Genomic DNA, 24,607 nt, shown 5'->3' on the forward strand with positions numbered 1-24,607 from the left:
AATGCGTGTCATGAGTCTCTACCTCTCTGGTTTTGTTTCGATGCTTTAACAAACATTTGGCCTCCCAAAAATTGCCACAAAAAAGGCAATTTTAAGTAAAATTTTAAAAGCCAGGGCGATGCCGGTCTGCCTTTGGTCGAAAATGGTAAAAATCTCGGTATAATTAGGTCGATTTCAAAGCCGACGGTTTGTAACAGTTCTTGCAGCGATAAGTGGGTAATGGGTAATTGATGATCGATAAAATCGTAATACTCTTTGAAAGAATATTTGAAATTTGGTTGGACAACTAAGAGAGAACCCCCTGGCTTAAGGGCCTCAAAACAAAATGAGATAATTTGGATTAGTTCTTCTTTATTGCGGAGATGTTCAAAAAAGTTAGAGATAAATATCCGATCAAATTCTTCGCTAAAAGCTGGTTTCTCGTCAAAAGTTAAAACATCAATGTTCAGCACTTTTACATCAGGATTGGCAAATAACTTTGAATCTGGATTGAGGTCAATCAAATATTTTTTTTCAGCCCTAATTTGATTTATAAACTCGCAGTAGCCGCCGCCAATATCTAAAACAGTTGATTGGGGAGGAACATAATCTTGTAAAAACTCATCAATTAAAACTTTCCAGAGTGCCACTTTTGCTTGTATTTGTCGGGAATCAAATCGATTGGCGTACAATTTTTTGAGATATGCGTCGGCTTTCATAGTAAAATAGCATAGACAGAGTATGAGTTTATCACTTTCACAGCTAACTATGAATGTTATATCTACCGAAATCGCGGAAGTTTTGATAATTGAGCCGAAAATTTTCGGAGACGATCGCGGTTTCTTTTTTGAGAGTTTCAATCACAAAGCTTTTGTCGAAAAAACAGGCGTGACGGCCGAATTTGTTCAAGACAATCATTCCAAATCCTCTAAAAATGTGCTGCGCGGTTTGCACTACCAAATGCAGCAGCCTCAAGGCAAATTGCTGCGGGTAGTGGCTGGCGAAATCTTTGATGTAGCGGTGGACATTAGAAAAAGTTCGCCGACTTTTGGGCAGTGGGTTGGCTGTTTGGTGAGTGCAGAAAATAAACGGCAATTTTGGGTTCCGGCGGGATTTGCTCACGGTTTTTTAGTGGTTTCGGAGACGGCTGAAGTTTTGTATAAAACTACAGACTACTATGCACCGGCACACGAGCGGTGTATCCTGTGGAATGACCCCGATTTGGCGATCGACTGGCCGCTAGATGGTGCCCAACCAATCTTATCAGCTAAAGACCAAGCTGGACAAACGTTGAAAACAGCTCAAGTGTTTTGATCATGAAAATTTTACTTGCAGGCGGCAGCGGACAGCTAGCTCAAGAATTGCAGCCGATTTTATTATCTTCGGGAGATGTTATTGCGCTCGATCGCACTCGCCTCGATTTATCCCAACCCGAAAGCATACGTCAAGCAATGGCTGAAATTCAACCGGATTTAGTCGTCAATTCTGGTGCTTACACTGCGGTAGACAAAGCGGAAAGTGAACCAGAATTAGCACACGCAGTCAACGGTATTGCCCCGGGATTTTTTGCAGAAGAATGCGAAAAACTGGGAGCAAGTTTGATTCACTTTTCTACTGATTATGTATTTGACGGCAGCCACGGTTCTGCTTATTTGGAAACAGATTCTACGAACCCGCTGGGAACTTACGGGAAATCGAAATTAGCAGGCGAGGAAGCAATTCGGAAAGCGGGAAACCGACATATTATTATTAGAACCGCGTGGGTTTACGGCAACGGTGGCAAAGGCAACTTTGTCAAAACCATGCTGAGGTTGGGAAAGGAAAGAGAAGAAATTCGAGTAGTAGCCGATCAGATCGGAAGTCCTACTTGGACTGGGGATTTAGCGGAGGCAATTTCGCAGATAATTCCTCAAATACAACCAAAAAATTTTGGCACTTACCAGTACACTAACAGCGGTGTTTGTAGTTGGTACGATTTTGCGATCGCCATTTTTGAGGAAGCAGCAACACTCGGCCTTCCCCTAAAAGTTCAGCGCGTAATTCCCATCACCACCGCCGAATATCCGACACCCGCAAAACGCCCCGCTTTTTCGGTTCTGTCTACGGTGAAAATATCAGCACTTTTGGGTACGCATCCTCCCCACTGGCGGCAAGGACTCAGAAAAATGCTGGCAAGAGAAGTGAAATGAAATAAGATTTACCCACAGAAAGAAACCCGGTTTCAGCCCGCCATCTTTGGTTTGACGACTAGACAGACAGGAAGAAACCGGGTTTCTAGTTCAATAGGAAAAATCAAAACGCGAGGGGGGGTTTAGTTCATGAGTTACCTGTTATATTCTAAGTTGCTCGCCTAAACTCGCCCTTACCAATTAAAAATCTCCCAATGTCTGAATCCATGAAAATCAAGCAACAATATATTTTAATTGCCGCATCAGTTCTCGGCATTCTAATACCAGCGTCATATATTTTGTACTTGATATCCCAAGCGGGAGACTTGTCTAATTTTGATTATTGGTGGATGACGTGGAATTTTTATTCAGTAGACGGTTTCTCTACAAATCCTTTTAATTGGATATTTCGAGCAAACGAGCATTTTGTCTTGATTCCGGCAATTATTTATGGCTTGAATATAGTTGTCACCCAAGGTTCAAATATTGGTTTATGTTTAGTTGCCTGGTTCTTGGCTTGGATTCAGTGTTACGTCTTAATCGCTCTGCTGCCGTTAAATTTGAGGCGTTTTCCCCTGCAATTTATCTCCCTACTCCTTTGCATTTCTATTTTTAATTTTACTCCGGCGGCGGCTCACAATTGGATGCGGGGATTCAGCGGCGTTCACTGGATAATTGCTAATTTATTTGTGATTTGTTCGATATTTTGTTTGCAATATTATGTGAAGCTTTTGTCAAGAAAGAGGGAGGCGGAGCCTCTGGATATTCATTCCAAAGCCGAGCCTGGTAACGGAGGATGGGAACAAAATAAGTGGGTAATTGGCAGCATTGTTTTTGGCGTTTTAGGCTGTATTAGTTACAGCACTCCTTTAGCTTTGTGGCCGATATTGTGTGCTGCTGCTGTTGTGCTGCGGTTTCCTCGGCGAATAACTTATTTGTATTTCATTGCTTCGATTGGAGTGATTGGCATTTATTTTTTAACTTATAAAACTCCTTCTCATCACCCTTCTTTAACTAAAATTAACCCGCTCAAAACTCTCGAATATATTCCCACTTATCTCGGCGGAATTTTTAGCGAAAATATTATTGTTGCTTCAATTATTGGTATAATTGGTTTGATGGCAGCGACGGGTTTTGTGGGTTATTGGCTATTTGTAAAAAAGGTCGATCGCCCGGATTGGCTGCCTTGGCTATCAATCCAACTTTACACGCTGCAAACGGCGCTAATGGCCGCGGTTAGTCGATCGGGATTTGGCGTCGAACAGGCCACCGCTTCCCGCTACGCCACACTTCCAGCCTTGTTTTGGATGAGCACAATTGTCCTCACAGTATTGTGGGTGCGCGAGTTGCAGCCAACACCAAGAATTCAAGGGCGTTGGCTGACACCGCTGTTTGCAGTCGCCACAGTTGCGATTATTTTAATGTACGGGGTGGGAGGCGAAACTGCAATGGCGATCGCCCACAGAGCAACCTATCAACCGTTAGTAGGATTATCACTGCAATTAGGCATCACTGACGTAACGTTAATTAAAGACCGCGTAGGCAACAAACCCGCCGCTTTTATCGGATTAATTGATGCCTTAAAAACTAACAACCTAGTGCCATTTAACCGAGACATCAAAAAACACAATTTCTGTGCAGCATTAGACACAAAAATCGACGCAAATTTACTGTCAGCACCCAAAGACGGAGTACCCGGATATTTTGATACAGCCACCAAACTTGCACCAACAGCAGCGAGAGTAATTGGGTGGGTAGGAGACCCCGAAAACAATGTAAAATGTATTGCCATTCTCAACCAAGAAAATGTCGTTCGAGGTTTTGCCATGTCAGGATTTCCGCGCCCAGATTTAGTTAAATTGTTTGGCCCTTCCTACGAATTCGCAGCTTGGAGAGGATACATTCAAACATCACCAACAGATAAATTATTGACAGCCTATGCCTCATTTAAAAACCGCGAAGGTTGGGTAGCCTTGCGAAACTCCCAAGTTATCAATAAAAACTAAAAAACCTCTCTTTCTCCTCCTCTGCGCCCTCTGCGGTTAATAAAAAAATCTCATTGACAACACAAATGAAATAGAATAGCCCTATGCCAAAACATCTCAGCTTCGTAATCCCAGTTCACAACGAAGAAGCCACCCTAAAATTGCTGTTTGACAAAATCCAACTTGTCATGTTCCAAACAGAAATTGACAGTTACGAAGTCATTTTCATAGATGACGGTAGCCGCGATTATTCCTGGCAAGAAATTACAGATTTAGCCAGCCAACATCCCAAACTAATTAAAGCGATTAAAATGCGCCGCAACTTTGGCAAATCCGCCGCACTTTCGGCAGGATTTCGCAATGCAGCAGGGACAATTATCTTTACTCTCGATGCTGACCTTCAGGATGATCCCGCTGAAATTCCCAAATTTTTACATCATTTAGAATCGGGATTTGATTTAGTTTCCGGTTGGCGAAAACAGCGGAACGACCCGCTTTCTAAAACTTTACCTTCCAAGCTGTTTAATGCCGTTGCGTGTTTGCTGACTGGGGTGCAAATGCACGATATGAATTGCGGTTTTAAAGCTTACCGCAGGGAAGTTTTGCAGTCGATTAAATTGTACGGAGAATTGCACCGCTACATTCCGGCTTTAGCAAACAATTTAGGGTTTAAAATTGGGGAAGTAGTTGTCGAACATCATCCGCGAAAGCACGGAAAATCTAATTACGGCTGGGAACGTTATGCGCGGGGATTTATTGATTTGTTGACGGTGTTAGCCACGACGCAGTATTTGCACAAACCGGGTCATTTGTTTGGGGGTTTGGGATTGTGTTTTGGCTTGGTTGGAACTGTTTCACTGAGTTATTTGATAGTTATTTGGTTTCTGAATTTGGCGGGGATGAATTTTGGGCCGATCGGCAATAGACCTTTGTTATTTTTTGGGATTTTGTGTACAATTCTGTCGGTGCAGTTGATTTCTTTGGGAATTTTAGCTGAGTTGATGGCGCGGAATGTAGATGCTGATTATGTGGACAAGCAAATTAGCGAAATTATTGATGATTCAGGTTTTGATATTTAACCGCAGATTAGATTCGGCGGTTGAAACCGCTTCTATACAAACAAAGTCGGCGCAACGCCAGACTGAATAAATATCTGATGTTTTCAAGAATAGTATTATCTAATTTTAAACAGTATCCATTTGCCTTCTCTATCTACTATTTCTCCGTCAATATTTGGGTGCCAATCGCTGCGAGTCAGGATATAATCGGCATGATAGTTTCTGGCTACTTTGACTAAATCCGCACTGCTGCGTCGGATGAAAAAGTCATTTCCTCCCCAAATCATTTGCGGGTTTAAGGGAACTCCTAAAACAGTTTCCATGCGATTTTGCCATTCTTTGATGCCTTTTTCGGTAAAGGGAAAGTTCTTGAAGTTGACGACAATCGCTCTTTCGGAGAAAAACTGGAAGCTGGTAACTGAGGGGGGAATTAATACGAGTGAATCGCGGCTGCTATTTTGCGAAAATCGCACAGCTAATTTGCTTAAGTCGTCTCTGGGAACGGCATTGATATTAACTCTTGTTTGAAATACATTTAATATAGGTTTGGGCAGAATTCCTGCTATTCCAAAAACTAAAGTGGCAGTAGTTATTAAGGCTAATGTGTGAGTTATAGTTTGTTTGATAGATGTAGCTAGGGATGTTTCTTCTAAAATGAATGGCAAGGCGAGGATTGAGAAAAAAACTGGGATGCTAATTATTCGATCGCCCATTATTTCCCATGAATCAGTCAGCGGATATATCAAGCTGAAAATTACCGTTCCTGCTGCTAAAATCCACAACAATATATTATATCGTTTGGGAAATACGTATTTTTTTGTTTGCCAAACTGATAATCCTAGGAAAATGATACCCCTAAAAGGCAAAGTTAGTACAGCTAACAGCAACAAGCTAATAGCTATTTGTTTTTCTCTGTAAAGTTGCTCGACTGTCAAAACAACAGCAATAAATATAATTAATTGAGCAAAAGGTACAGTTCTAGCTAACTGTAGTTTGGCGATAAAAGCCAAAGGGTAAACTTCTACAAATATGTAATTAAGAAACAGTGCAAAAATCGAGCTACCAACAATTGTATAAAAATTAACTTTGTCTTCTTTTGGCAACAAATCAGATTTTTTGATGCACAGCAAGCCACCAATTATGAAACATATAAAGTTGAACCAATTCCCGACATCCCAATTTGACGGCAGGATGTGGTGGGGGTTGCGGACTTTCGCGTGAATGTAGACAAAATCAGCGTTGTCGATAGTGTGAGTGCTGGTAGTACCTGTTAATAACATCGGTACGTAAACGATACTTGCCATTGCTGCTAAAAGTGCGATCGCCAAAATCAATGTTTTGAAGTTTCGCTGTTTTACAGATTGAATTACCAAAACGGGAACCATCATCAATCCTGGCAACAAACCCACTAAAAATTGCAGCAGACAAGCCAGTCCAAAAAAGAAATATCCTGTCAGCCATTTCTGGCGCAAACTAAAATAAATTCCCCAGATAGCGAAGGCCATAGCGAAGGTACTGGGTAAGGATTTGGTGGAAAATATCAGCGTGTTACCAACGTCTGTAAATGAAGCGGCTATACATAAAAAAGCCATCGCTGCTGCGGGCAGTTTTGAATTAGTATAAATATTGATAATTGCGTAGCAAGCTAGGATAAATGAACCGAAGGCTAGGAATTGATAGATAAAGTGCGCTAGGGAAATGCTTGTTCCTAAGTTTGCGAGCAAATAGATAATATAATAATAGTAATATCTCGGATTAAACTTAACCATTTCCTGAACGTAATAGTCATTTTTATAGAGTTCAGGATTTAACATAAATTGAATGGGTGGCACTTCGGGGAAATTGCCTCCAATGGGGAAAATATAGCCAGTTGCCATCAGCGAAGCGATGATGACAAAAGTATAGAGAGATAGATTAAAATACCAGTGGGATTTTTGATGTTTTTGCATTGACGGTTCAAGTTACCTACTGACAGCCAAATTGTTAATCTCCAGTCGGCATTGGTTTGTTAAATTCTGTTTCCTGCTACTCAATACCTCAAGCAGCAGATAAATGGGATTTTTGCCCTCAACTAATAGATTTAAGCCGATCGCACTCTTTTGATCGTAAGCCATCTCTGCTGAGTCTATTAATTTACCTTGCTTGTCCCACAAAGTCAAGCGCAGGACAACTCCCGGACATTGTTGGTTAGGTAAATTGAGTTTGCCTGTAACTTTTACTTTGTCTGAAATCGAACCTAAATACAGGAAAGATGTATCGAGTTTCTGGCTGTTTTTAATTGGATGAGTTACAATCTTATATAGGTTATCCGATTCTTGATAGACTGAATAATTGGCACTTGTGTAGATTGATTGATGCAAACTAATCCAATCTAACTGCGTGCCTGGTCGATCGACTATTTGCCGCTGCATCGCATCCAGAGTCCTAACTGCCGTTGCTGTATCCGTCGTCTTCACCCTCCGGTAAACTCTGACAGTCACGCCGTTTTCTAGCTTAAACTGTTCCGGTAGCAATTGGAAATCGCGGGCAATTTCCCAGTTTTGAGTAAAGGCATCGTACACAACTTTAACAACATCTTGTTCTTGCGATCGCAAAACTTGTTCGTCACTCGGTAACACCTGCTGAAAAGGCACAGCAACCACCGCATATTGTGACTGCAACAACTCCGGTAGCGGGTAAGTATCGCGCGAGTCAATTTGCGGCCTCCCGATTGTATTTAATTTCCACCAACCCTCCGGCGGATTTAATTTGCGGTTGGCTTGTCTGAGGATATTAGCATTAAAACTGTTAGAAGCACCGGCAATATAAATCGGTTCTTCATTCGGTGCTAATTTTCGCAGAAACTCTACTAATTTTACAACTTCGCCGTAGTCCGATCGCACTAACGGTGGAAAATTACCTACAAACAGTCTTGACACATCAATTTTGAGAGGAATTAACCCAACTGCGGCATTCACAATCAGGTACAAGCCCGCGACACCCAGCATCAAATATCGAACTTTTCCCTTGAGTGTCAGCCAAGTTGTCCAGAAAAATGTGGATAATCCCAAAAGTGCGATCGGTGTAAGATGAATTGTATAGTGCAAGTAGCCGTAACGCAACACTAACAGCCATTCAATCAGCGACAAAACCCCAAACAACGAAACAAAAATAGCCGCCGCCGGGACCAGGATTCGGCTGAGAATTCCCGCCGAAAAGCCTATCAGTACAAGCAGCCAAGTTCCCAAACCGTAAAAATTCGCATAACGAGTTAAAATCTCATTTACAGGCAAACTCCAAGCAACATACAAATTGCGGTAGTCAACCGTCAAAGCACTGCGAGTAAAATCTCCCGCTACCAACATTAAAATAGTTAAGCTAGTTGCAGCTATCAAACCCAATTTGATGCCGGATTCAAACAAGGATATGTAGGGAAACGGCACTGCCGTATCCTTATCTTTTGAAGACGACAACGCCGTTTCCCTACGGTATATTAGTAGAATAAACTCGATGAAAACCTGTAAAGTCGCTGCACCAAAAAATGCGATCGCACTATAAGCAAAATGACGCCGCAACAGAATCGCCGCCGCCAGCAAAAACCCAATTAACGGGATTTTCCACCAAGATTTCAGCTTAATATCCTGCACGTAAACCCAAATTGCCAAGGCTACAAACACACAGCCGCCAGTATCCAGATATCCCCGCAGAGTCGGTATCCAACTCATCGGAATTAATAAACTCAGCAGCACCGTTGACCAAAACACCCGGCGGGGATAAACTGGAATTAGCTTTGCAGAAATTGCCCCCAGCAACAGGCGAAACGGCAGCACATAAATCAGAGATACGCTGAGAATGTAACTCAGCCGAGACTCGCCAAATAACAAAATAAACGGCACTAACGGCAGAGAAATTAACAGGTTTTTTTCCTTAGATAGCGAGTCTATAACTCCGCCCCATGCTTGATCTGGCGAGTCTCGAAATAAATTTGCCGTGTTGACTGTAGCCGTATTGTATCCCGCGTAATCCCACCAATAAAAAGTATGTTCGCTGGATACATAGATTGATGTTACTGCAACTGTTATAAGAACAAGTAAAAACAGGAAAAAACCATCAATTATAAATTTTCGATGCAATTTAAAAGAAACAAAATCAAATACTCCCATCACTCTCGCAACCCTAAATAACTTCTAAACTTCCTCTTTCTCTCTTCCTTCGCGCCCTTTGCGCCTTCGCGGTTCGTTAACTTACTTTAAAACAGTATGTTGCAAAAAAACATCCAACTTTTCTGCATATTGCCGATTGGCGATCGCACTTGGATGAAGGTCATGAGGTAAATTATTGTTGGCAGGTATTTTCAAATCAACAGAAATATCCGCTGTAGGAATTCCCTCCTCACTTAACTCCTCCAACATCTTAGCAGAACCGGCATTAATTCCGGCCACAACTAACTTAACACCATTAGCCTCCGCCACACGGTTAAATTCTTTAATAATTGCCTTAGAAACATCGTGACTTTTGTACAATCCCTCTTCAAATTGATTGTAATTAACCTCCAAAAAATGGCTTAATGCAGAAACCCGCATCAACGGGAACTCGTGATATTCAAGTTTTGCCATTTTGTAGGTAAAATTATTTTCTCCATTCAGCCTAGCATCGGGCTGGAATAAAATACCCAGTTTATTCCAAGCAGCCATTTGCTTTCTTCTCGCCCTTAACAAAGTATTGCGGCGGTCGTGAAATCCCGCATAAGCAATCACCGCAATTTTGGGTTTATTTCCTTGTTTGAGTGCTTCTTTGAATTGAATCAACGAGTGCAGCGTGCCGTAGCCGTTAACGCCAAAATTTACTATTTCATACTTGGGTAATTTCTCTTGCAGCAACCAAGCATAAGTTTCGCTGTCATTCAATGACCAACCGTAGGTAAAAGAACAGCCAAATATCCAAATCTCAGGTTTTTTTGACGATAAATTGTAAGTATTGAGGGGATGTGTTATTCTTAAACTATTATTGAGATGAGTTGTATTAAATGAGTAATTGCCGTTAAGTGTCACCTTGAATTTACCCGGCAAATGCTTGTAGCCGAGTTCCGAGTCTTTGGTAAAAAAGTTACCTTTTGGTTCGACGGCAACATCAACATTTTCTATTTGCCAGGGTTTGTATCCCGCAACTCGCAAGACAATTTCAGCGGTGGTGGTGGATAAAAAAATAGGAAAAATTAGATATGTTATTAATCTGAAAGCAACATTTTTAGCAAAATCTTTTTCGATCATTAACATAATATGAAATGTCAGCAAAAGTATAGTAAACTGCCATGCGAGTATTATCTAGTTCATGGATCTAATTTAATTAGATTGAGCGCCTTCACTGCATCCCCCAACCTACTCCACTAGATTGTTTGCGAGAATTAAATTTTATTCGTAAAACCCGTGGCTACAAAATATTTGTTTAAACTCACATCTTGCACAAATATCAGCAACGGGCTAGAAGCCCGTTCCACAAAAAATAAACTTGATTGTGGAACGGGTATCTTGCCCGTTCTTAAGAAGAGTGCAAAATATTGGTTTCAGCTAATTGATTAATTCCTAATAATTCGCTTCCTCCTCGTACTCGGGAGTCTTATTTTTCTCAGGGATATTCACCCGAGGAGCCTGGTAAGGCTTCGGCGCCTCATCGTCAGCCCAAGCATCCGCCTCCACATCATCCTCGTACTCGTACTGTACGATCGGCTCTTTCGGGCGAGAACTCTCAGAGCGAGTGTACTGCGGCTTCTCCTCGTACTCCTCCTCGTAATCGTCCTCCTCGCCGCCCCAATTATCCTCTTCGTAATCCTCGTAATCGTCGATCGGCTCAGGCTGCACCGCGCGCATCTGCTGCTGCTGCTGGCGCACCGCAGGCCGATTCCACTGCGAGTCCTCGTCCCAAGGAACTTCCTCAACCGCAGGCGCGGCTACCCTGCTGCGCATTTCCGGTGCAGGTATCCGCACGCCCGGGCCCAATTGATTTCCCGTAGCCACGGGTTTCGGATAATAACCTGCCTCGTCCTCTTCCCGTTCCCAAGGTGCTTGACCCAAACCAACGCGCTCCAGCAAACCCACACTAAGCTGCCTGAGCCTTTCCTCGGAACCTTCAAACACAATCAAGCGATTCGGGCCGCTGCTGACAATTTCTTCAATCCCCAACTCGTAAGTGCTGAGAACTTGGTCGGGGATTTGGGGGATTCCCAGGGAAGCGATAATTATAGAAACTAACTTACCGTCTTCGGGGTCGAACCTAAAGCCCCGCACCCTACCTAAAAGTTCGCCGGTTTCGGTAATAACTTCGCTATTAATCAAAATGCTGTAGACTTCAACATCAACATCATCTTCGATCGCGCTCTCATCTTCCACCAACAGCACGTCACCGATTTCGCTGACATTGTTGAGGAACATAAACCTCGGCATTCCAGCGACCGCGAATATATTATCGCGCAGACCGATCGCCACAACTTCCCGCCGGTCTATGTCCACCCACAATTGACTGACCACCCCCAAGCGTTTGCCTCTGTCGCGGGTGATGACTTGAGTGCCGAGAATGTCGGAGCGTTGGCAGATTTGTTCGGATGTCATTCTAACTTTAATCCTGATTTATTAAGTACATATATCACTCAACACGAGCGTTAACATAAACTCCGGGACTACAACTTCAGTCCTATGACTTGAGTATAAGCTCCCCGCGCTTGAGTAACGCCAATTGTACGCTCAGCCGATTGAATCATAGGTCGCCGCAAACTCACAACAATAAACTGGGCTTGTTCAGACTGTCGTTTTATCATTCTAGCTAATCGCTCCACATTTGCCCCATCTAGAAACATATCCACTTCATCAAAAGCGTAGAACGTAGACGGGCGGTAGCGTTGCAGCGCAAAAATAAAACTCAGCGCCGTCAGCGACTTTTCGCCTCCAGACATGGAAGCCAGCCGCTGTACGGGTTTGCCCTTCGGGTGAGCGACCAAATTCAAGCCGCTGCTGAAGGGGTCTTCCTGGTCATCTAACTGGAGATAGCCGTCGCCTTCGGAAAGTTCCGCAAAGATAGTCTGAAAGTTCTCGTTAACCGCGTCGAAAGCTTCTTTAAAAGCGCGCCGCCTGAGTGTGGTAAAATTTTCGATTCTCAACAGCAGTTCAGTGCGTTCTCCTTCCAATGTCGTCAATTTTTGACTCAATTCTTGAAGGCGTTCTTGAGTGCGGTTGTACTCTTCCAAGGCTAGCATATTGACTGGTTCTAAAGCTTGAATGCGTTTGGCGATCGCCTTTACTTCCTGCTGCAATTCTGTTAAATTGGCTTTCTCAACATTTTCAGGAATCGACGGCACGGGGTCGGGCATTTCCGCCCGCTGCGTTTCCAATAGAGTGCGGATTGCGGCTAATTGTTCCCGGCGTTCTTGCTGAGTTTCGTGGAGTTTTTGCAACTGCCACTGTAACTGTTGTTTGGCTAAATGCTTCTCTCGCAGTTGAGATTCCGCCCGATCGCGATCTCCCTTCTGCACGCCCAATTTTTCCTCAATTTCCCCCAAAGCCGCCTTAGCTTCTGCAATTTGCCGATCGAGTTCTAACTGCTGCGAAACAATGCGATTGATCGCATCCGCCCCCGCGTTTTGCTGCACTTGCCAATCCTGCAATTTCTCGCTACCTTCCTTAATTTTGTCTTCCAAACGCCCGAATTGATTTTCCAAGTCTACAAGGCGTTGCTGGACGTTTCTCAGAGCCAATTCTCGCTCTTGCAGTTGCGCTTCTAGAGCGCGCAAACTCGATTGCATTTGCTGCCATTCGCTGTGACTGTTCGACTCTTCCAACTGCGCCAAAGTTTGTCGGTACTGCTGCAATTGAGTTTCCTGTGCGGGCAATTCTCGTTCCAGCAACTGCAATCTCGATCGCGAATTAGTTAATTCCTGTGTGTTTTTGGCAATTTGCGATCGCACTTGTTCCTGTTGCGCTTGCAAATTCTTAATTTCTGAATCCAACTGTTCCAAGCGCAACTGATTTTCGCGCAAATTTTGTTTCGCTTCCATCAATTCTTGGCTGCGAGTTTTGACTGCAACAGACGCGCGGTCGATCGCAATTTTGCACCGTTCCAAAATCCGCTCAATTTCCTCCAACCTTTCTTGCAGAGATGCGATCGTCCGCGCTTCACTAGCAGCCTCGCTAGCCTCAACCGTGCCAAAATGCAAGGTAGATCTGTTAGTAGAACTTCCCCCAGTCATCGCCCCGCTAGTTTCCAAAATTTCCCCGTCCAAAGTGACAATCCGGTACTGTCCCAAATAGCGGCGGGCGTCGCTGAGGTTGCTAAACACAACCGTACTGCCAAAAACGTAAGCAAAAATTTCCTGATACCGCGAATCGCAATCAATCAAATTAACAGCCGCATCCACAAACCCAGCCGCGCGCCGCAAATTTTCATTCACCGAATACCTGCCGCCCCTAATTTTATTCAAAGGCAAAAACGTCATCCTTCCCGCCCGTTTTTGTTTCAACAATTCGATCGCAGCAGCAGCCACGCTGTCATCTTCCACCACCATATTTCCCATGCGCCCGCCCGCCGCTATTTCCAGCGCCAACTGATAGCGCGGTTCTACCCTGCCGAGTTGAGCCACCAAGCCGCAAACTCCGCCAATTCCGCTTTGCGCGACAATTTTTGCAGTAAACGTTCCCGTCGCTTCTTGCAGTGCTTGAAACTGCACTTCGAGTTTGTCTAATTTGCGCTGTCTTTCCCGCTGTTCTTCCAACAAACGAGTTTGAGTTTCCTGTTGCAGTTGCAATTCTTGTTCGGCTTCGACTAAAATCTGATTCAGCGATTCTACTTGCAAAGATGCCATGCCTTTGGTTTCCCCAAGGCGAGATTGCTGCTCTTTTTTCGCTGCAATTTCCTGTTCCAATACTTGTAGCGATTGGTTTTGTTCTTGAATTTGACTTTGCAGGCGATCGGCTCTTTCGCCAATGGTAGCTTGTTCTGTACGCTGCGGTTCCAAAGTTTGTTGAATTGTTTCGATTTGGCGGTGCAGTTCCGTTTGCTGCTGTACCCAAACTTCGGCCGTCGAGGCGATCGCATTTGCAACTTCCCGACTTTCATTTAAACTTTGCTGGGCTGCATCCCGCTGTTCCTGCAAACTTCCTATTTGAGACTTAACATAAGATATTTCAATCTCAATTTGCTCCAAACTTTGCTTAAATTGCCGAACTTCTTCCTCGGTTTGTGCTATATTAGCCGCCATTTGCCCAGCAGTTTTTTCCAAATCCTGTTTGCGGTTTTGCAGTTGCCGCCGTTCCGCTTCCTGAGTCGCAATCGTCGCTTGCAAAGCCAACAATTCCGACTCTCCCAAAGCTTTAACGCGGGCATTCAGCGCGTCAAGTTCGGCGGTTGCTTCTTGAATTTGGGTGTTAATTGCTTGCAGTTGTTCGGTGAGAGATGCCGAAGTGCGATCGCCCGTTTCTATTTGTTCTCGCAGCTTCCATTCTTGCTGCTGCAATTGGCGGAATTTCAGCACAATTTCCCACTGCGACTTTTCTTGAAATTCCGCCCGTAGCTTTTGATATTTTTCCGCTTTTGTACGATCGGAAGCAAGTCTATCGCGCTGAGAAATCAGCTCTTTTTCCACAATCCTGCTGCGTTCTTCCACCTCCTTAACTTCATCCAACTTCTGCCTAGCTAAAGAGATTTTGCGATCGAACTGAGCCACACCAGCTAATTCGTCAATGATTTCTCTGCGTTCCTTAGAATTCATCGAAATAATGCTCGTAACGTCTCCTTGGAGCACGACGTTATAGCCTTCGGGATAAATTCGCAAGCGGTTGAGTTGTTCGTGAAGTTGAGTCAGCGTGCAAGGTTGGCCGTTAATGTAATAAGTTGAAGTGTAAGTACCTTGGCGAGTTACCCGAAGTTTCCGCGTCACACTCCACTCATCCGATTTTCGATTTTCGATTTTGGATTTTCGATTGGTAGCGAGTAGTTGTCCGTTGTTGTCTTGAGTTGCTGCGATTTCTATCTCTTCTACGTCTTCAACAGATAACTCTTCCGATTTTCGATTTTCGATTTTGGATTTTCGATTGACAGGAGATGATTTGCCGTTGTTGTCTGGAGTTTCGGTAATTTCTATCCCTTCGGCTTCTGCAACAGATAGAGGCGATTCTTGATTGACAGGAGATGATTGGCCGTTGTTGTCTTGAGTTTTGGCAGTTTCTATCCCTTCCACTTCCTCTGCTTCAACGGATAACTCATCTGCTGCATTTTCATCCTCATCTTCATCCCGGGCGAACCATTCCTCCCCCACATCTTCCAGCGCAAAAGTCGCAGTCACGCTAGCTTCGATCGTACCGCGTTTGTTTTGGGCGCTGTTCACCAAATCCGGCAAACGTTCAGCCCGCATTCCCTTAGAACTCGAAAGTCCGAGACAAAACAGCAAAGCGTCGAGGATGTTGGACTTTCCAGAACCGTTGGGCCCGGAAACCACAGTAAAACCAGGCAGCACGGGAATGGCCGTAGTGCCGCCAAAAGATTTAAAGTTAGTCAGTTCGATCCGTTTAATGTGAACCATATGCTAGGAGTAGCTTTGGCTCTAGGTTGTTGTCACAGGTTAGCACAGGCAATGGGGCGATCGACAATGTGTAAACTTTCTGGCATGGTCGATCGAACCGATATCTTACACCTTTGTCAACAACCGAGTCTGCTTTTATTTCAAAAGCTCGTTGACAAAAGTACAACTTCTGCCATCCGAGCGACCGCTACTAATGAACGTAAATTTTGATACAGATAACTTCATGAGACTCGATCGAGATTTTTTTTGCGAGCGAACCTGAAAGCCTTGCGCAGACTCAATGCTAGCAAATATAATGCCGAAAATTCCTCATGTTACCCCTAGACATATAAAAACTTTCCGGTAAAATCGAACCAAAATTAATAATGTATAAAGTAACGAAGCGCATTATGGAGGGCAAACCCATTACACCAGCTCAGAACACGTCTAACCTGCCAGCTTCACCTGAAAGCGACGAACAACAAGTATTACAAATTTGGGGTCGCGAGCCCCTTAAAGGACACGTCAAAATCAGCGGCGCCAAAAACTCGGCCTTAGTCGTCATGGCAGGAGCCCTGCTATGCCCAGAGGATTGCCGTCTCCGCAACGTTCCCGGTCTAGTCGATGTCGCCCGCATGGGGCAAATTCTCTCGGCTGTAGGAGTCAAATTACAGCAAAACGGGGACGTTTTAGACATCAACGCCAGCAACCTCATAGACGCTCAAGCCCCCTACGAATTAGTCAGCCAACTGCGGGCGAGCTTCTTCATCATCGGCCCACTGCTAGCGCGTTTGGGATTTGCCAAAGTGCCCTTGCCCGGTGGGTGCGCCATCGGCGCTCGACCCGTTGAACTCCACGTTCGCGGTCTGCAAGCCCTCGGCGCCGAAGTCCACATCGACCACGGCACGGTTCACGCTTACGTCAAAGGGCCGAACCGCCGCCTGAAAGGAGCCAAAATTTATTTGGACTACCCCAGCGTGGGCGCAACTGAAACTTTGATGATGGCGGCGACTCTGGCTGAAGGAGAAACCGTGATTGAAAATGCGGCTCAAGAGCCGGAAGTCGCAGATTTGGCGAATTTCTGCCGCGCTATGGGAGCAAAAATTCAAGGCGCCGGCACGAATACGATCGTCATTTCGGGCGTTCCCAAGCTGCACGCGGTAGACTATTCAATTATTCCCGATCGCATTGAAGCCGGAACATTTTTAGTAGCAGGAGCCATCACTCACTCCGAAATCAGTTTGTCGCCGGTAATTCCCGACCACCTGACCGCAGTCATTGCCAAATTGAAGACAATTGGGGCGAAAATTATTGCAGAATCCCCCGACATTTTGCGGATAGTTCCCGGTCAAACTCACTCCGCCACAGACATCGAAACTCTGCCTTACCCGGGTTTCCCCACAGATATGCAAGCTCAGTTTATGGCTTTGCTGACGCTGAGCCAAGGAGACAGCTTGATCAAAGAAACCGTGTTTGAGAATCGCTTGCGCCACGTAGCAGAACTCAACCGCATGGGCGCCGACATTCGCCTTAAAGGCAATGTAGCGATTGTGCGCGGAGTATCCATGCTGTCGGGTGCGCCAGTAGTGGCAACAGATTTGCGGGCTTCGGCGGCGTTAGTGCTAGCGGGACTTGCAGCCGATGGTGTCACCACCATCAGCAGCTTGCAGCACTTAGACCGCGGCTACGAGCAGTTAGAGGTGAAACTGCAAAAATTGGGAGCTAAGTTGCGGCGCGTCAAAGAGGGCACAGACCCGGCGACTGCTGAGGCTCCTGTCAATCCCGTGCGATCGGGTTTAAACTGTTAATTAGTCATTAGTCAGCAGTCATTAGTCATTAGGAAGAAGGAAGAAGGAAGAAGGAAGAAGGAAGAAAAATAATTCAACCTTTTTTAATTGCCAATTCATAATTCCCACTTCCCAATGACCGATGACTAACGACCAGTGACTCTTGACTAATGACTCAGGATTAAAATGTCGAACATACCGCTCATCGGTTTGAAAGCAGACCAGTTTCGCCACCCGCTAGACTTGGAAGCCACCAACACGCTCAAACAACTGCCCGGCCTAGATTTGATGGTGCGGCAGTTGCTGGGACAAATTGGGGAACAGTTTTTCATGCTGGAAAATCTGGCTTCCAGCGTCCAAGTCGGCGAAAATCAATTGCCCCACCTGCATCAATTGCTGTTGGATGCCTGCAAAACTCTTGATTTGGAACCGCCGCAGCTTTATGTCCGCCAGCATCCGATGCCGAATGCTTACACCTTTGCGATGCGGGGAAAACAGCCTTTTGTGGTGATGCACACTTCTCTGATTGATTTGCTTACAGACGAGGAAGTTAAGGCAGTAATCGCTCACGAATTGGGGCATTTGAAGTGCGAGCACGGAGTTTACCTGACTCTGGGTAATTTAATTGTGTTGGCTGCGGGTCAAATTTCACCTGTGGGAACCGTGCTCGCGCAGGGTTTGCAGGCGCAAATGTTGGAATGGTTGCGGTGTGCGGAATTTACGTGCGATCGCGCCGCCTTGCTCGCCACCCAAGACCCAAAAGTGGTAGCATCGCTGTTGATGAAACTGGCCGGAGGTTCGCCTACTTTAGCTCCGAAACTGAATGTCGATGCGTTTTTGGCGCAGGCGCGGGCCTACGACGACCTCAGCAGCACTCAACTCGGAGAACTGCTCAAACAAGCTCAGACGGCTCAGTTGTCCCATCCTGTACCAGTATTGCGCGCCAGAGAGATCGATCGCTGGGCAAGTTCAAAAGATTATGAATCTTTGCTTGCAGGAAATCGATCTGTGTGTTATGATGGTGAAACGAAAAAGGGCGGGTGGCGAAATTGGTAGACGCATCAGACTCAAAATCTGACACCGAAAGGTATGAGAGTTCGATTCTCTCCCCGCCCACTGCTAAAAAAGCTTAATAAATCTAGGGTTCCAGATGATAAGTCTGGAACCCTAATTTATATGGCATGGGGAATTGGTAACAACAGTCAACAGTCAACAGATTTTATGGGTGAATTAGCCGCTTTAGGCGCTGCATTTGTCTGGGCCTTATCTTCCACAATCTGGCAGCGAGTGGGACAGCAAATCCCCGCAGTGGTGCTAAACTTGCTCAAAGGCGCGATCGCCCTTTTCATGCTCCTTGCCACTGTACTAATTTTAGGCAAACCCTTACCCGCAATCAACCCTAATATTTTAGCAATGCTGCTCATCAGCGGCGCTCTAGGAATTGGCATCGGAGACACCGCTTTCTTTATCGTATTAAAATATTTAGGCGCGAGGCGAACGCTGCTTTTAGAAACCCTATCTCCCCCTTTAACAGCTTTATTTGGCTTAATATTTTTGCAAGAAAACTTATCGCCCATTGCTTGTACAGGCATTCTTTTAACAATCTGCGGCGTCGCTTGGGTAATTGCAGAACGAACAGCCGAAACAACCTTACCATCAAAACATCTTTGCCAGGGATTAGCCATTAGTTTATTAGGACAAACAACCCACGCCGCCGGAGCAGTTTTATCCCGGGCAGCCTTCACTCAAATAGATATCGATCCCCTGTGGACTGCGGCCTTGCGCTTGAGCGGCGGCATGGCAGTCATGCTGTGCTTTTTGAACCCAACAAACCGGGACAGTTTCAAACAATTAAAAGCGCCCAAACTATTAAATGCAATCATTATAGCAGCTTTTTTAGGAACCTATCTCGGGATTTTCCTGCAACAAATTTCGCTGAAATATGCACCCGCAGGAATAGCTCAAGCACTCAGTTCTACCAGTCCCCTATTTATCCTGCCCTTAGCCGTGCTGGCGGGCGAAAAAGTGAGCCTTCGGGCTGTTTTGGGGGTAGTTTGTGCGATCGGCGGAATCGCCCTATTATTGGGTTTGAAGTGATTAAATGTGAGAAGAGAGATTTGAGATTTTAGATGTGATACCACTTCCCAAAAAGAATGAAAATGTAGGTATGCTCCCAACCATGATAGTCATCAGTGATTCCCCAATCTAAAATCTAAAATCTAAAATCTAAAATCGTATGACTGATTATAAAGGCGATCGGCAAAGTCGCAATTTAGCACTTATTAACGAACAAATAAATTGGCTTCAGCAACAACCAGACGGCATCCTATTTCAACAAAACTCCGGCGACAACTGCATAGCAGTAAAAAAAATAAAATCAGTGCTACTACTGCTTTTAGCAGACAGAGAAACCTTAAGCACAAATGTAGCTCAATCAATCCTAGACCTCAACAATCCGCTAAATTTAATATTTCCCTATGCCAGAGCCATGCTGCTAGCATTAGTCTGGAAAAATCAACCAAAAAATATCTATCTAATTGGCTTTGGCGGCGGCAGCATTCCCAGATTTTTTCACCATTATTTCGCTAACGCGATAGTCGAATGTACAGATATTGACCAAACAGTAGTCGAAGTTGCTCACAAATTTTTTGGCATTCAATTCGACGACAGACTCAAAGTAGCCATTCAAGACGGGCGCGAATATCTAGCCCAACAAAATTCCACAGTAAAAAACGATATAATTATCGTGGATGCTGGTTTTGGCAGCGGCTATATGCCCTATAGGTTGGTCACACAAGAATTTTACCAACTGTGCAAAACTCGCTTGTCAATCGCAGGTGTTCTAGTTGTCCACCTGTTCCACAAACAAGAGTTTAATGCGGCGGCGGTGAAAACCATCCAAACTGTGTTCGCACAAATTTATATATGCAATTTTGAAACCGGCAACAGCATTGTCATTGCGACTAATGCTCCCGATTTAGCTAAAAATGAAATATTCTTGAAAGCCGAACTTATTCAAGATTTCCACAATTTAGGATTTTCCTTAATAAAAATGTCGCTTCAGCTAAAAAAAGTAGCGCAATTGCCGGAATGGGGAAAAAATTGGGAAACCCTGCCAATTTTTACAGATGCTGAAATACCTGCAGGATATTGGGACTAATAAATACACAATTAGGGCTGTTGACGCCAGACAAAAAACTGTAATTTTAGGGTGCTTATAGGCGCACCATCGGGCTGTAGGGTGTTTATGGGCGCACCATCGCTATGCCTGTGGCAAACCCCAATCAGTCAACACTTAATACTAGGAAACATCTCTCTCAAAAATACTTGACAGTGAAATTGCGTTAGTCTATTATAGAAGTATTGCAAACAATTAAAAACATGAGACTAAAAAGTTGGGAGTCTCCCCGCAGCGAGGGCAGAAACTCCAAAGGCAAAGGCGGCTCAGCCAGGGCGAGGCAACTCAAAAAGCAACAGCAAACTCTGCGAAAGCAGTTAAAAGTGCAACACGATCGACCAAACCACCAACAAAACCACCAACAAAACCATCAAGGGAAGGAAACCGATAATTCCTTCCCTTATTTTGTATCTTTCTGCCGCAGCTCAATCCCGCTGAATGTTCGGACAAATCGTGCGAGTAATGCTCGCCTGCGAGGGTTGCTCTTGCCAGCAGTTGAGAATGCCTTGCAACTCCCCCTTCAAAGTTTCTAACGCTGCAATTTGCCCGGAAATTGCCTCTACCTTCGCCGTTAGATGCTGCTTCGCTTCAAAGCATGGCAACTCTCCCCGATCGCGAACTTGTAAAATATCCTTAATCTCCTGAAGGCTCAAACCCAGAGTCTGAGATCTTTTAATAAACGCTAACCTGTTGAATACCGCTTCCCCAAACAAGCGATAACCAGCGGGCGAGCGCTCCACCGCAGGAGACAGCAAGCCCATCTCCTCATAGTAGCGAACAGTTTTCACCGACAAACCGCTACAGGCAGCTACGGAGCCAATTTTGTACAGTTTCTCGGTAACAGAAATATTCATAAACCAAGCATCCAAGATCGAAAGACTTTCTTGCCCTATCTTTTAGTGCCTCAGATCCAGGGAGTCGATCGGCACCTTGCCCAGTCGCCATTGTCCGGTAATCTTAATAAGGAGGATTTTTTTTAGACACGTTAAGCACGGGCAACTGGGGCCGAGAAGACTGAGGAGGAAGATAGTATTCGGGAGCAGGTGCGGATTGTTCGGCTCCAGAGCGGTACATTTGCCACCAGCGGAGAGCCATCGCCACCCCAGCAGTACCCAGCCCAAAAGCCAATAAAGAACCACTCGCACCGATGCTGCCGATCGCTACATCGACAACGCCCACTGTGACAACAAAGCTGGTAATTGGCTCTCTACGGTAAGCTGACCTCAAAAGTCGCGTCCACGAAGCATTCATTTGTTTTACTCTGTTCTATATTTATTTACAATCTCTAAAACTTAGAGTTGGCGGAACGATCGGGAGTTCTAGTTCAGAGACTAGCTTCACCTAAATTAATCTTCTCGCCTGTGGGGAATTGTACGGGAGCGAGGCAAAATTGCCAAGCTTGTCAAATCAAAATTCCACCCCATATACACCTCCAAAAGCCAGCTATTGCATTCGGGAACAGATCTCTCTCGGCAGAGAAGTCGCTGGGCTTGTTTCTAATTAATATTTTAATCAATTCCCGAATTTGTCGCGGTCAGCAGAAGTGACCCCCGCTGCCGGAAGAGTCAAGACAAAGTGTAAGGCTGACCGCGCCGTTGCTAAAATTAGTTGAGACCTAACCAGGACAGCAAGCCCTGGCCTGTGACATACTCGATAATTAAAGTTAGAGAAAAACCGATCATCGCGGCTCGACCGTTAAGGCGTTCCGCGTAGCTGTTGAAGCCAAACTTTGGCTGTTCCAGTTTGGGAGTGACGGTGGGTTGTAGTTGTGTCATTGCTTTGGATACCTGGCGATCGACGCTATTCAAATGTGAAATCCAATGTTAGTTACAAATCTTAAACATTGCTACTTCTATTATAAAGAGGGTTAACCGCCGTCAACCGTCCCCGAAGAGAAAAAACTGCTGCCAACTAATGCCAATTAATTATACCCGCTCAAAATATGACTAATCAGTTAGATAATGATAAGCTTCCTGTCGCCGTACAGCGAGTAGCCTTTGCCCTTCGTACAACAGGCTGGGTTTGCTTCTGGGTACAGGTAGTGCTAGGGGTGGTAGCGGCGATCATTTTGCTCTTTGCCATCCCCTTCGCCATCCCCAGGGCTAGCGCCGCTGCGGGTTCAACCAGTGCCGGCACCGGCGGCGGCGTATTTTTTGCTATTTGCGGGCTGGCCGTACTCGCTTACAGCGTATATCGCTCTTTCCGCTTCACCCGCTTGTCGAGACAACTGCGATCGCCCGCTAACGCTGTCCGCCCCAAAAAAGCAGACACCATCAAAGAGGTGCGGCTGGCACTTTGGAGCAATTTGTCAGGAATGCTGCTGACGCTGATCGGCGCAGAAGCCATCAGCGGCACGCTTTTAGCCAAATCTCTAGCTCAGCCGCAAGCATTGTTCGGTGCCGCAGTCGATTTGGGCCGATTTATTCAGCCCCTAGACATATTTGTGGTACTCGCCAATACTCACGCCACTGTTGCCCACTTTGTCGGGATTTTCGGGTCTCTTTGGTTGCTCGATCGCATCCACAAGCAATAGACAATCCAGAAGTGGGAATTGCGCCTCTCCCACTCTCCCACTCTCTGACTCCCTCGCTCTCCCTGTCTCCCCCAACCGACATCCGGAATCACTGCCAAGCTGTCGAAGAACGTACTCAGATACCTTCTAGCAAGACAAAATAAATATCATGGCACTGAAACCCGAGGCTTATTTTGGGGTGACAGATCACGTAACTATTGAAATTTCTCAAGAAAGTTTTCGTTCTGTCCTCAGTCAAATAGAATCTGAACTCCTATGTAGCGACACCTATAGCCAAGCTCTAGCTAGCTTGCAAACAATGTTGGGCGAAGCAGCCTCCGCAGCCGAAATTTTAATTAGAGCAGTTAGCAGAGAAGCCGTCAAGCTCGCATTTGACCGATTTCCCAAACAAAACAAAATTGAACCGCAAGTAGCCCAACAGAGTTTTGCTGCTTTAAGTCCCGCCATTGATACGGTCACAGAAATTCAAGAATTGGAGCCACCAGTAACTGTTCCTGTCTTCTATTGGCGCAGCGCTAGTGTGGAAGCGCCGCCCCAAACCGAGTCCGACACAGAAAATTCCGATCGAGAGCCTGACACTTCTGAAGACAGCAAACAAGCGCCCCAAGACGAAATTAAAGTCGAGTCGGCTCCACCTGCAACTGTCACCGTCCCCGGAAAATCTTTCCCAGGGTTCGGTTTTCCCAAGAAGCCAAAAAAACTCACCAAGGAAGAAGAAGCAGCTTTAGCCGTTCAACAGCGAGAAGAGTGCCTGCGGGAGTTGGGTAGAGAATTGCGCAAGGGACGGCAAATTCGCTCCCTATCCCTGCAGCAACTCCACAGTCAAACTCTCGTGCCGCTGCACCACATCGAATCGATCGAAAATGGGGAAATCGACAAACTGCCCCAAGATATTTACGTTAGAGGTTTTATCCGCAGACTCGGCGATGCCTTGGGACTAGACGGCAGCGCTATGGCGAATGCTTTGCCCAAACCCGCTCCGAGTCCTATTCCCAGTATGTATGTGTCTGTTTCCGATTCCGGGTCAGCCGAAGGCTTTCAAATGCGTCCGGTTCATTTGTACATCGGCTACACCGCTTTGATGGCTGGGGCTGTAGGGGGTTTGGGTTGGCTGTCGCAGCAACCCGTGGTCCCCGGAGCACAGGCAGTACCTCCAACGCAGGTGACACCGCCAGCCTCAGTTGCACCGGCTCAGAAGACCCCAGAAAAAGCACCTCAACCGGGCTTGAAGAAGTCTAATACTCACGGGGGAATGATTATGGGGGCTGACATGGCGCCGCCGGAGGTGATTTTTGGTTAGTGTGTGTCGGGCGAGCGATCGTCCGACAACTCTCCTGGCGCAGGTGAACTCGGAAACCTGGTTTCCGAGTTCACCTCCATACGGATACTGGCTTGAA

At 45.6% G+C, this 24,607-nt stretch carries 19 protein-coding genes and 1 tRNA gene; 11 read left to right on the top strand and 9 right to left on the bottom strand.

From position 1 onward, the window contains the following. Positions 1–8: 8 nt before the first annotated feature. Entirely contained in the window at positions 9–698 is a 690-nt protein-coding gene (locus tag QUA20_RS05295; protein ID WP_333186108.1) for a methyltransferase domain-containing protein, read from the bottom strand. A 49-nt stretch (positions 699–747) separates the two neighbouring features. On the opposite strand from QUA20_RS05295, the gene rfbC reads away from it, so the two are divergent. The 4 genes from rfbC (at position 748) to QUA20_RS05315 (ending at position 5,211) form a co-directional block, all read left to right on the top strand. Beyond that, positions 748–1,293, top strand: a complete 546-nt coding sequence (rfbC, locus tag QUA20_RS05300; protein ID WP_333186110.1) for a dTDP-4-dehydrorhamnose 3,5-epimerase — start codon at positions 748–750, stop codon at positions 1,291–1,293. A gap of 2 nt (positions 1,294–1,295) precedes the next feature. Continuing rightward, positions 1,296–2,168, top strand: coding sequence for a dTDP-4-dehydrorhamnose reductase (rfbD, locus tag QUA20_RS05305; protein WP_333186111.1), 873 nt, complete (start codon positions 1,296–1,298; stop codon positions 2,166–2,168). Between the two features lie 194 nt (positions 2,169–2,362). After that, complete coding sequence (locus QUA20_RS05310) at positions 2,363–4,153, top strand: hypothetical protein (protein WP_333186114.1); 1,791 nt, start codon at positions 2,363–2,365, stop codon at positions 4,151–4,153. A gap of 83 nt (positions 4,154–4,236) precedes the next feature. Beyond that, entirely contained in the window at positions 4,237–5,211 is a 975-nt protein-coding gene (locus tag QUA20_RS05315; protein WP_333186117.1) for a glycosyltransferase family 2 protein, read from the top strand. 95 nt (positions 5,212–5,306) lie between these two features. Here QUA20_RS05315 and QUA20_RS05320 read toward each other — a convergent pair whose 3' ends face one another. The 5 genes from QUA20_RS05320 to smc form a co-directional block, all read right to left on the bottom strand. After that, complete coding sequence (locus QUA20_RS05320; protein ID WP_333186120.1) at positions 5,307–7,139, bottom strand: DUF6798 domain-containing protein; 1,833 nt, start codon at positions 7,137–7,139, stop codon at positions 5,307–5,309. A 12-nt stretch (positions 7,140–7,151) separates the two neighbouring features. Further along, complete coding sequence (locus QUA20_RS05325; protein ID WP_333186123.1) at positions 7,152–9,332, bottom strand: hypothetical protein; 2,181 nt, start codon at positions 9,330–9,332, stop codon at positions 7,152–7,154. Positions 9,333–9,413: 81 nt separating this feature from the next. Next, on the bottom strand, positions 9,414–10,445 hold the full coding sequence (locus tag QUA20_RS05330; RefSeq protein WP_333186126.1) for an SGNH/GDSL hydrolase family protein: 1,032 nt from the start codon (positions 10,443–10,445) through the stop codon (positions 9,414–9,416). Positions 10,446–10,751: 306 nt separating this feature from the next. Next, the gene (locus tag QUA20_RS05335) at positions 10,752–11,774 is read right to left on the bottom strand and encodes a PRC-barrel domain-containing protein (RefSeq protein ID WP_333186128.1); all 1,023 of its coding nucleotides are present in this window, start codon (positions 11,772–11,774) and stop codon (positions 10,752–10,754) included. 68 nt (positions 11,775–11,842) lie between these two features. Next, positions 11,843–15,733 carry a chromosome segregation protein SMC gene (gene smc / locus QUA20_RS05340; RefSeq protein ID WP_333186132.1) on the bottom strand — a complete coding sequence of 1,297 codons (3,891 nt, stop codon included), beginning with the start codon at positions 15,731–15,733 and terminating at the stop codon, positions 11,843–11,845. A gap of 365 nt (positions 15,734–16,098) precedes the next feature. On the opposite strand from smc, the gene murA reads away from it, so the two are divergent. From murA to QUA20_RS05365, 5 genes are all read left to right on the top strand, one after another. Further along, positions 16,099–17,520 (top strand): UDP-N-acetylglucosamine 1-carboxyvinyltransferase, encoded by a 1,422-nt coding sequence (gene murA, locus QUA20_RS05345; protein ID WP_333186135.1) that lies wholly within the window; start codon positions 16,099–16,101, stop codon positions 17,518–17,520. A gap of 165 nt (positions 17,521–17,685) precedes the next feature. After that, a complete protein-coding gene (locus QUA20_RS05350; protein ID WP_333186138.1) occupies positions 17,686–18,555 on the top strand; it encodes a M48 family metallopeptidase in 870 nt (289 codons plus the stop codon). Continuing rightward, positions 18,534–18,615: transfer RNA gene (locus QUA20_RS05355), tRNA-Leu, on the top strand. Before QUA20_RS05350 ends, QUA20_RS05355 begins: the two co-directional genes overlap by 22 nt. Positions 18,616–18,720: 105 nt before the next feature. Next, positions 18,721–19,596, top strand: a complete 876-nt coding sequence (locus QUA20_RS05360; protein ID WP_333186324.1) for a DMT family transporter — start codon at positions 18,721–18,723, stop codon at positions 19,594–19,596. Positions 19,597–19,735: 139 nt separating this feature from the next. Beyond that, the gene (locus QUA20_RS05365) at positions 19,736–20,659 is read left to right on the top strand and encodes a fused MFS/spermidine synthase (protein ID WP_333186140.1); all 924 of its coding nucleotides are present in this window, start codon (positions 19,736–19,738) and stop codon (positions 20,657–20,659) included. A 443-nt stretch (positions 20,660–21,102) separates the two neighbouring features. Here the strand turns inward: QUA20_RS05365 and QUA20_RS05370 are convergent, their stop codons facing one another. From QUA20_RS05370 to QUA20_RS05380, 3 genes are all read right to left on the bottom strand, one after another. Further along, positions 21,103–21,531, bottom strand: coding sequence for a heavy metal-responsive transcriptional regulator (locus QUA20_RS05370; protein WP_333186142.1), 429 nt, complete (start codon positions 21,529–21,531; stop codon positions 21,103–21,105). A 103-nt stretch (positions 21,532–21,634) separates the two neighbouring features. Then, positions 21,635–21,928: a hypothetical protein gene (locus tag QUA20_RS05375; protein WP_172186392.1), complete on the bottom strand. Its 294-nt coding sequence runs from the start codon at positions 21,926–21,928 to the stop codon at positions 21,635–21,637. Between the two features lie 353 nt (positions 21,929–22,281). Continuing rightward, on the bottom strand, positions 22,282–22,452 hold the full coding sequence (locus QUA20_RS05380; RefSeq protein WP_172186391.1) for a hypothetical protein: 171 nt from the start codon (positions 22,450–22,452) through the stop codon (positions 22,282–22,284). 167 nt (positions 22,453–22,619) lie between these two features. Here QUA20_RS05380 and QUA20_RS05385 point away from each other — a divergent pair, with 167 nt between their 5' ends. Together QUA20_RS05385 and QUA20_RS05390 are read left to right on the top strand one after the other, a co-directional pair. Then, positions 22,620–23,210: a DUF3611 family protein gene (locus tag QUA20_RS05385; RefSeq protein WP_333186146.1), complete on the top strand. Its 591-nt coding sequence runs from the start codon at positions 22,620–22,622 to the stop codon at positions 23,208–23,210. A gap of 148 nt (positions 23,211–23,358) precedes the next feature. Continuing rightward, complete coding sequence (locus tag QUA20_RS05390; protein ID WP_333186149.1) at positions 23,359–24,510, top strand: helix-turn-helix domain-containing protein; 1,152 nt, start codon at positions 23,359–23,361, stop codon at positions 24,508–24,510. Positions 24,511–24,607 lie beyond the last annotated feature (97 nt).

It is taken from the genome of Microcoleus sp. Pol7_A1 (genome assembly GCF_036701085.1).
Classification (GTDB): Bacteria; Cyanobacteriota; Cyanobacteriia; order Cyanobacteriales; family Microcoleaceae; genus Microcoleus; species Microcoleus asticus.

Bases quoted from the DNA above. Each gene is read 5' to 3' on its own strand.
- QUA20_RS05385 (WP_333186146.1), top strand. From the start codon at position 22,620: ATGACTAATCAGTTAGATAATGATAAGCTTCCTGTCGCCGTACAGCGA.
- rfbC (WP_333186110.1), top strand. From the start codon at position 748: ATGAATGTTATATCTACCGAAATCGCGGAAGTTTTGATAATTGAGCCG.
- QUA20_RS05335 (WP_333186128.1), bottom strand. From the start codon at position 11,774: ATGACATCCGAACAAATCTGCCAACGCTCCGACATTCTCGGCACTCAA.
- rfbD (WP_333186111.1), top strand. From the start codon at position 1,296: ATGAAAATTTTACTTGCAGGCGGCAGCGGACAGCTAGCTCAAGAATTG.
- QUA20_RS05390 (WP_333186149.1), top strand. From the start codon at position 23,359: ATGGCACTGAAACCCGAGGCTTATTTTGGGGTGACAGATCACGTAACT.
- QUA20_RS05380 (WP_172186391.1), bottom strand. From the start codon at position 22,452: ATGACACAACTACAACCCACCGTCACTCCCAAACTGGAACAGCCAAAG.
- QUA20_RS05330 (WP_333186126.1), bottom strand. From the start codon at position 10,445: ATGTTAATGATCGAAAAAGATTTTGCTAAAAATGTTGCTTTCAGATTA.
- QUA20_RS05360 (WP_333186324.1), top strand. From the start codon at position 18,721: ATGGGTGAATTAGCCGCTTTAGGCGCTGCATTTGTCTGGGCCTTATCT.
- QUA20_RS05320 (WP_333186120.1), bottom strand. From the start codon at position 7,139: ATGCAAAAACATCAAAAATCCCACTGGTATTTTAATCTATCTCTCTAT.
- QUA20_RS05295 (WP_333186108.1), bottom strand. From the start codon at position 698: ATGAAAGCCGACGCATATCTCAAAAAATTGTACGCCAATCGATTTGAT.
- murA (WP_333186135.1), top strand. From the start codon at position 16,099: ATGTATAAAGTAACGAAGCGCATTATGGAGGGCAAACCCATTACACCA.
- QUA20_RS05375 (WP_172186392.1), bottom strand. From the start codon at position 21,928: ATGAATGCTTCGTGGACGCGACTTTTGAGGTCAGCTTACCGTAGAGAG.
- QUA20_RS05325 (WP_333186123.1), bottom strand. From the start codon at position 9,332: ATGGGAGTATTTGATTTTGTTTCTTTTAAATTGCATCGAAAATTTATA.
- smc (WP_333186132.1), bottom strand. From the start codon at position 15,733: ATGGTTCACATTAAACGGATCGAACTGACTAACTTTAAATCTTTTGGC.
- QUA20_RS05310 (WP_333186114.1), top strand. From the start codon at position 2,363: ATGTCTGAATCCATGAAAATCAAGCAACAATATATTTTAATTGCCGCA.
- QUA20_RS05365 (WP_333186140.1), top strand. From the start codon at position 19,736: ATGACTGATTATAAAGGCGATCGGCAAAGTCGCAATTTAGCACTTATT.
- QUA20_RS05370 (WP_333186142.1), bottom strand. From the start codon at position 21,531: ATGAATATTTCTGTTACCGAGAAACTGTACAAAATTGGCTCCGTAGCT.
- QUA20_RS05315 (WP_333186117.1), top strand. From the start codon at position 4,237: ATGCCAAAACATCTCAGCTTCGTAATCCCAGTTCACAACGAAGAAGCC.
- QUA20_RS05350 (WP_333186138.1), top strand. From the start codon at position 17,686: ATGTCGAACATACCGCTCATCGGTTTGAAAGCAGACCAGTTTCGCCAC.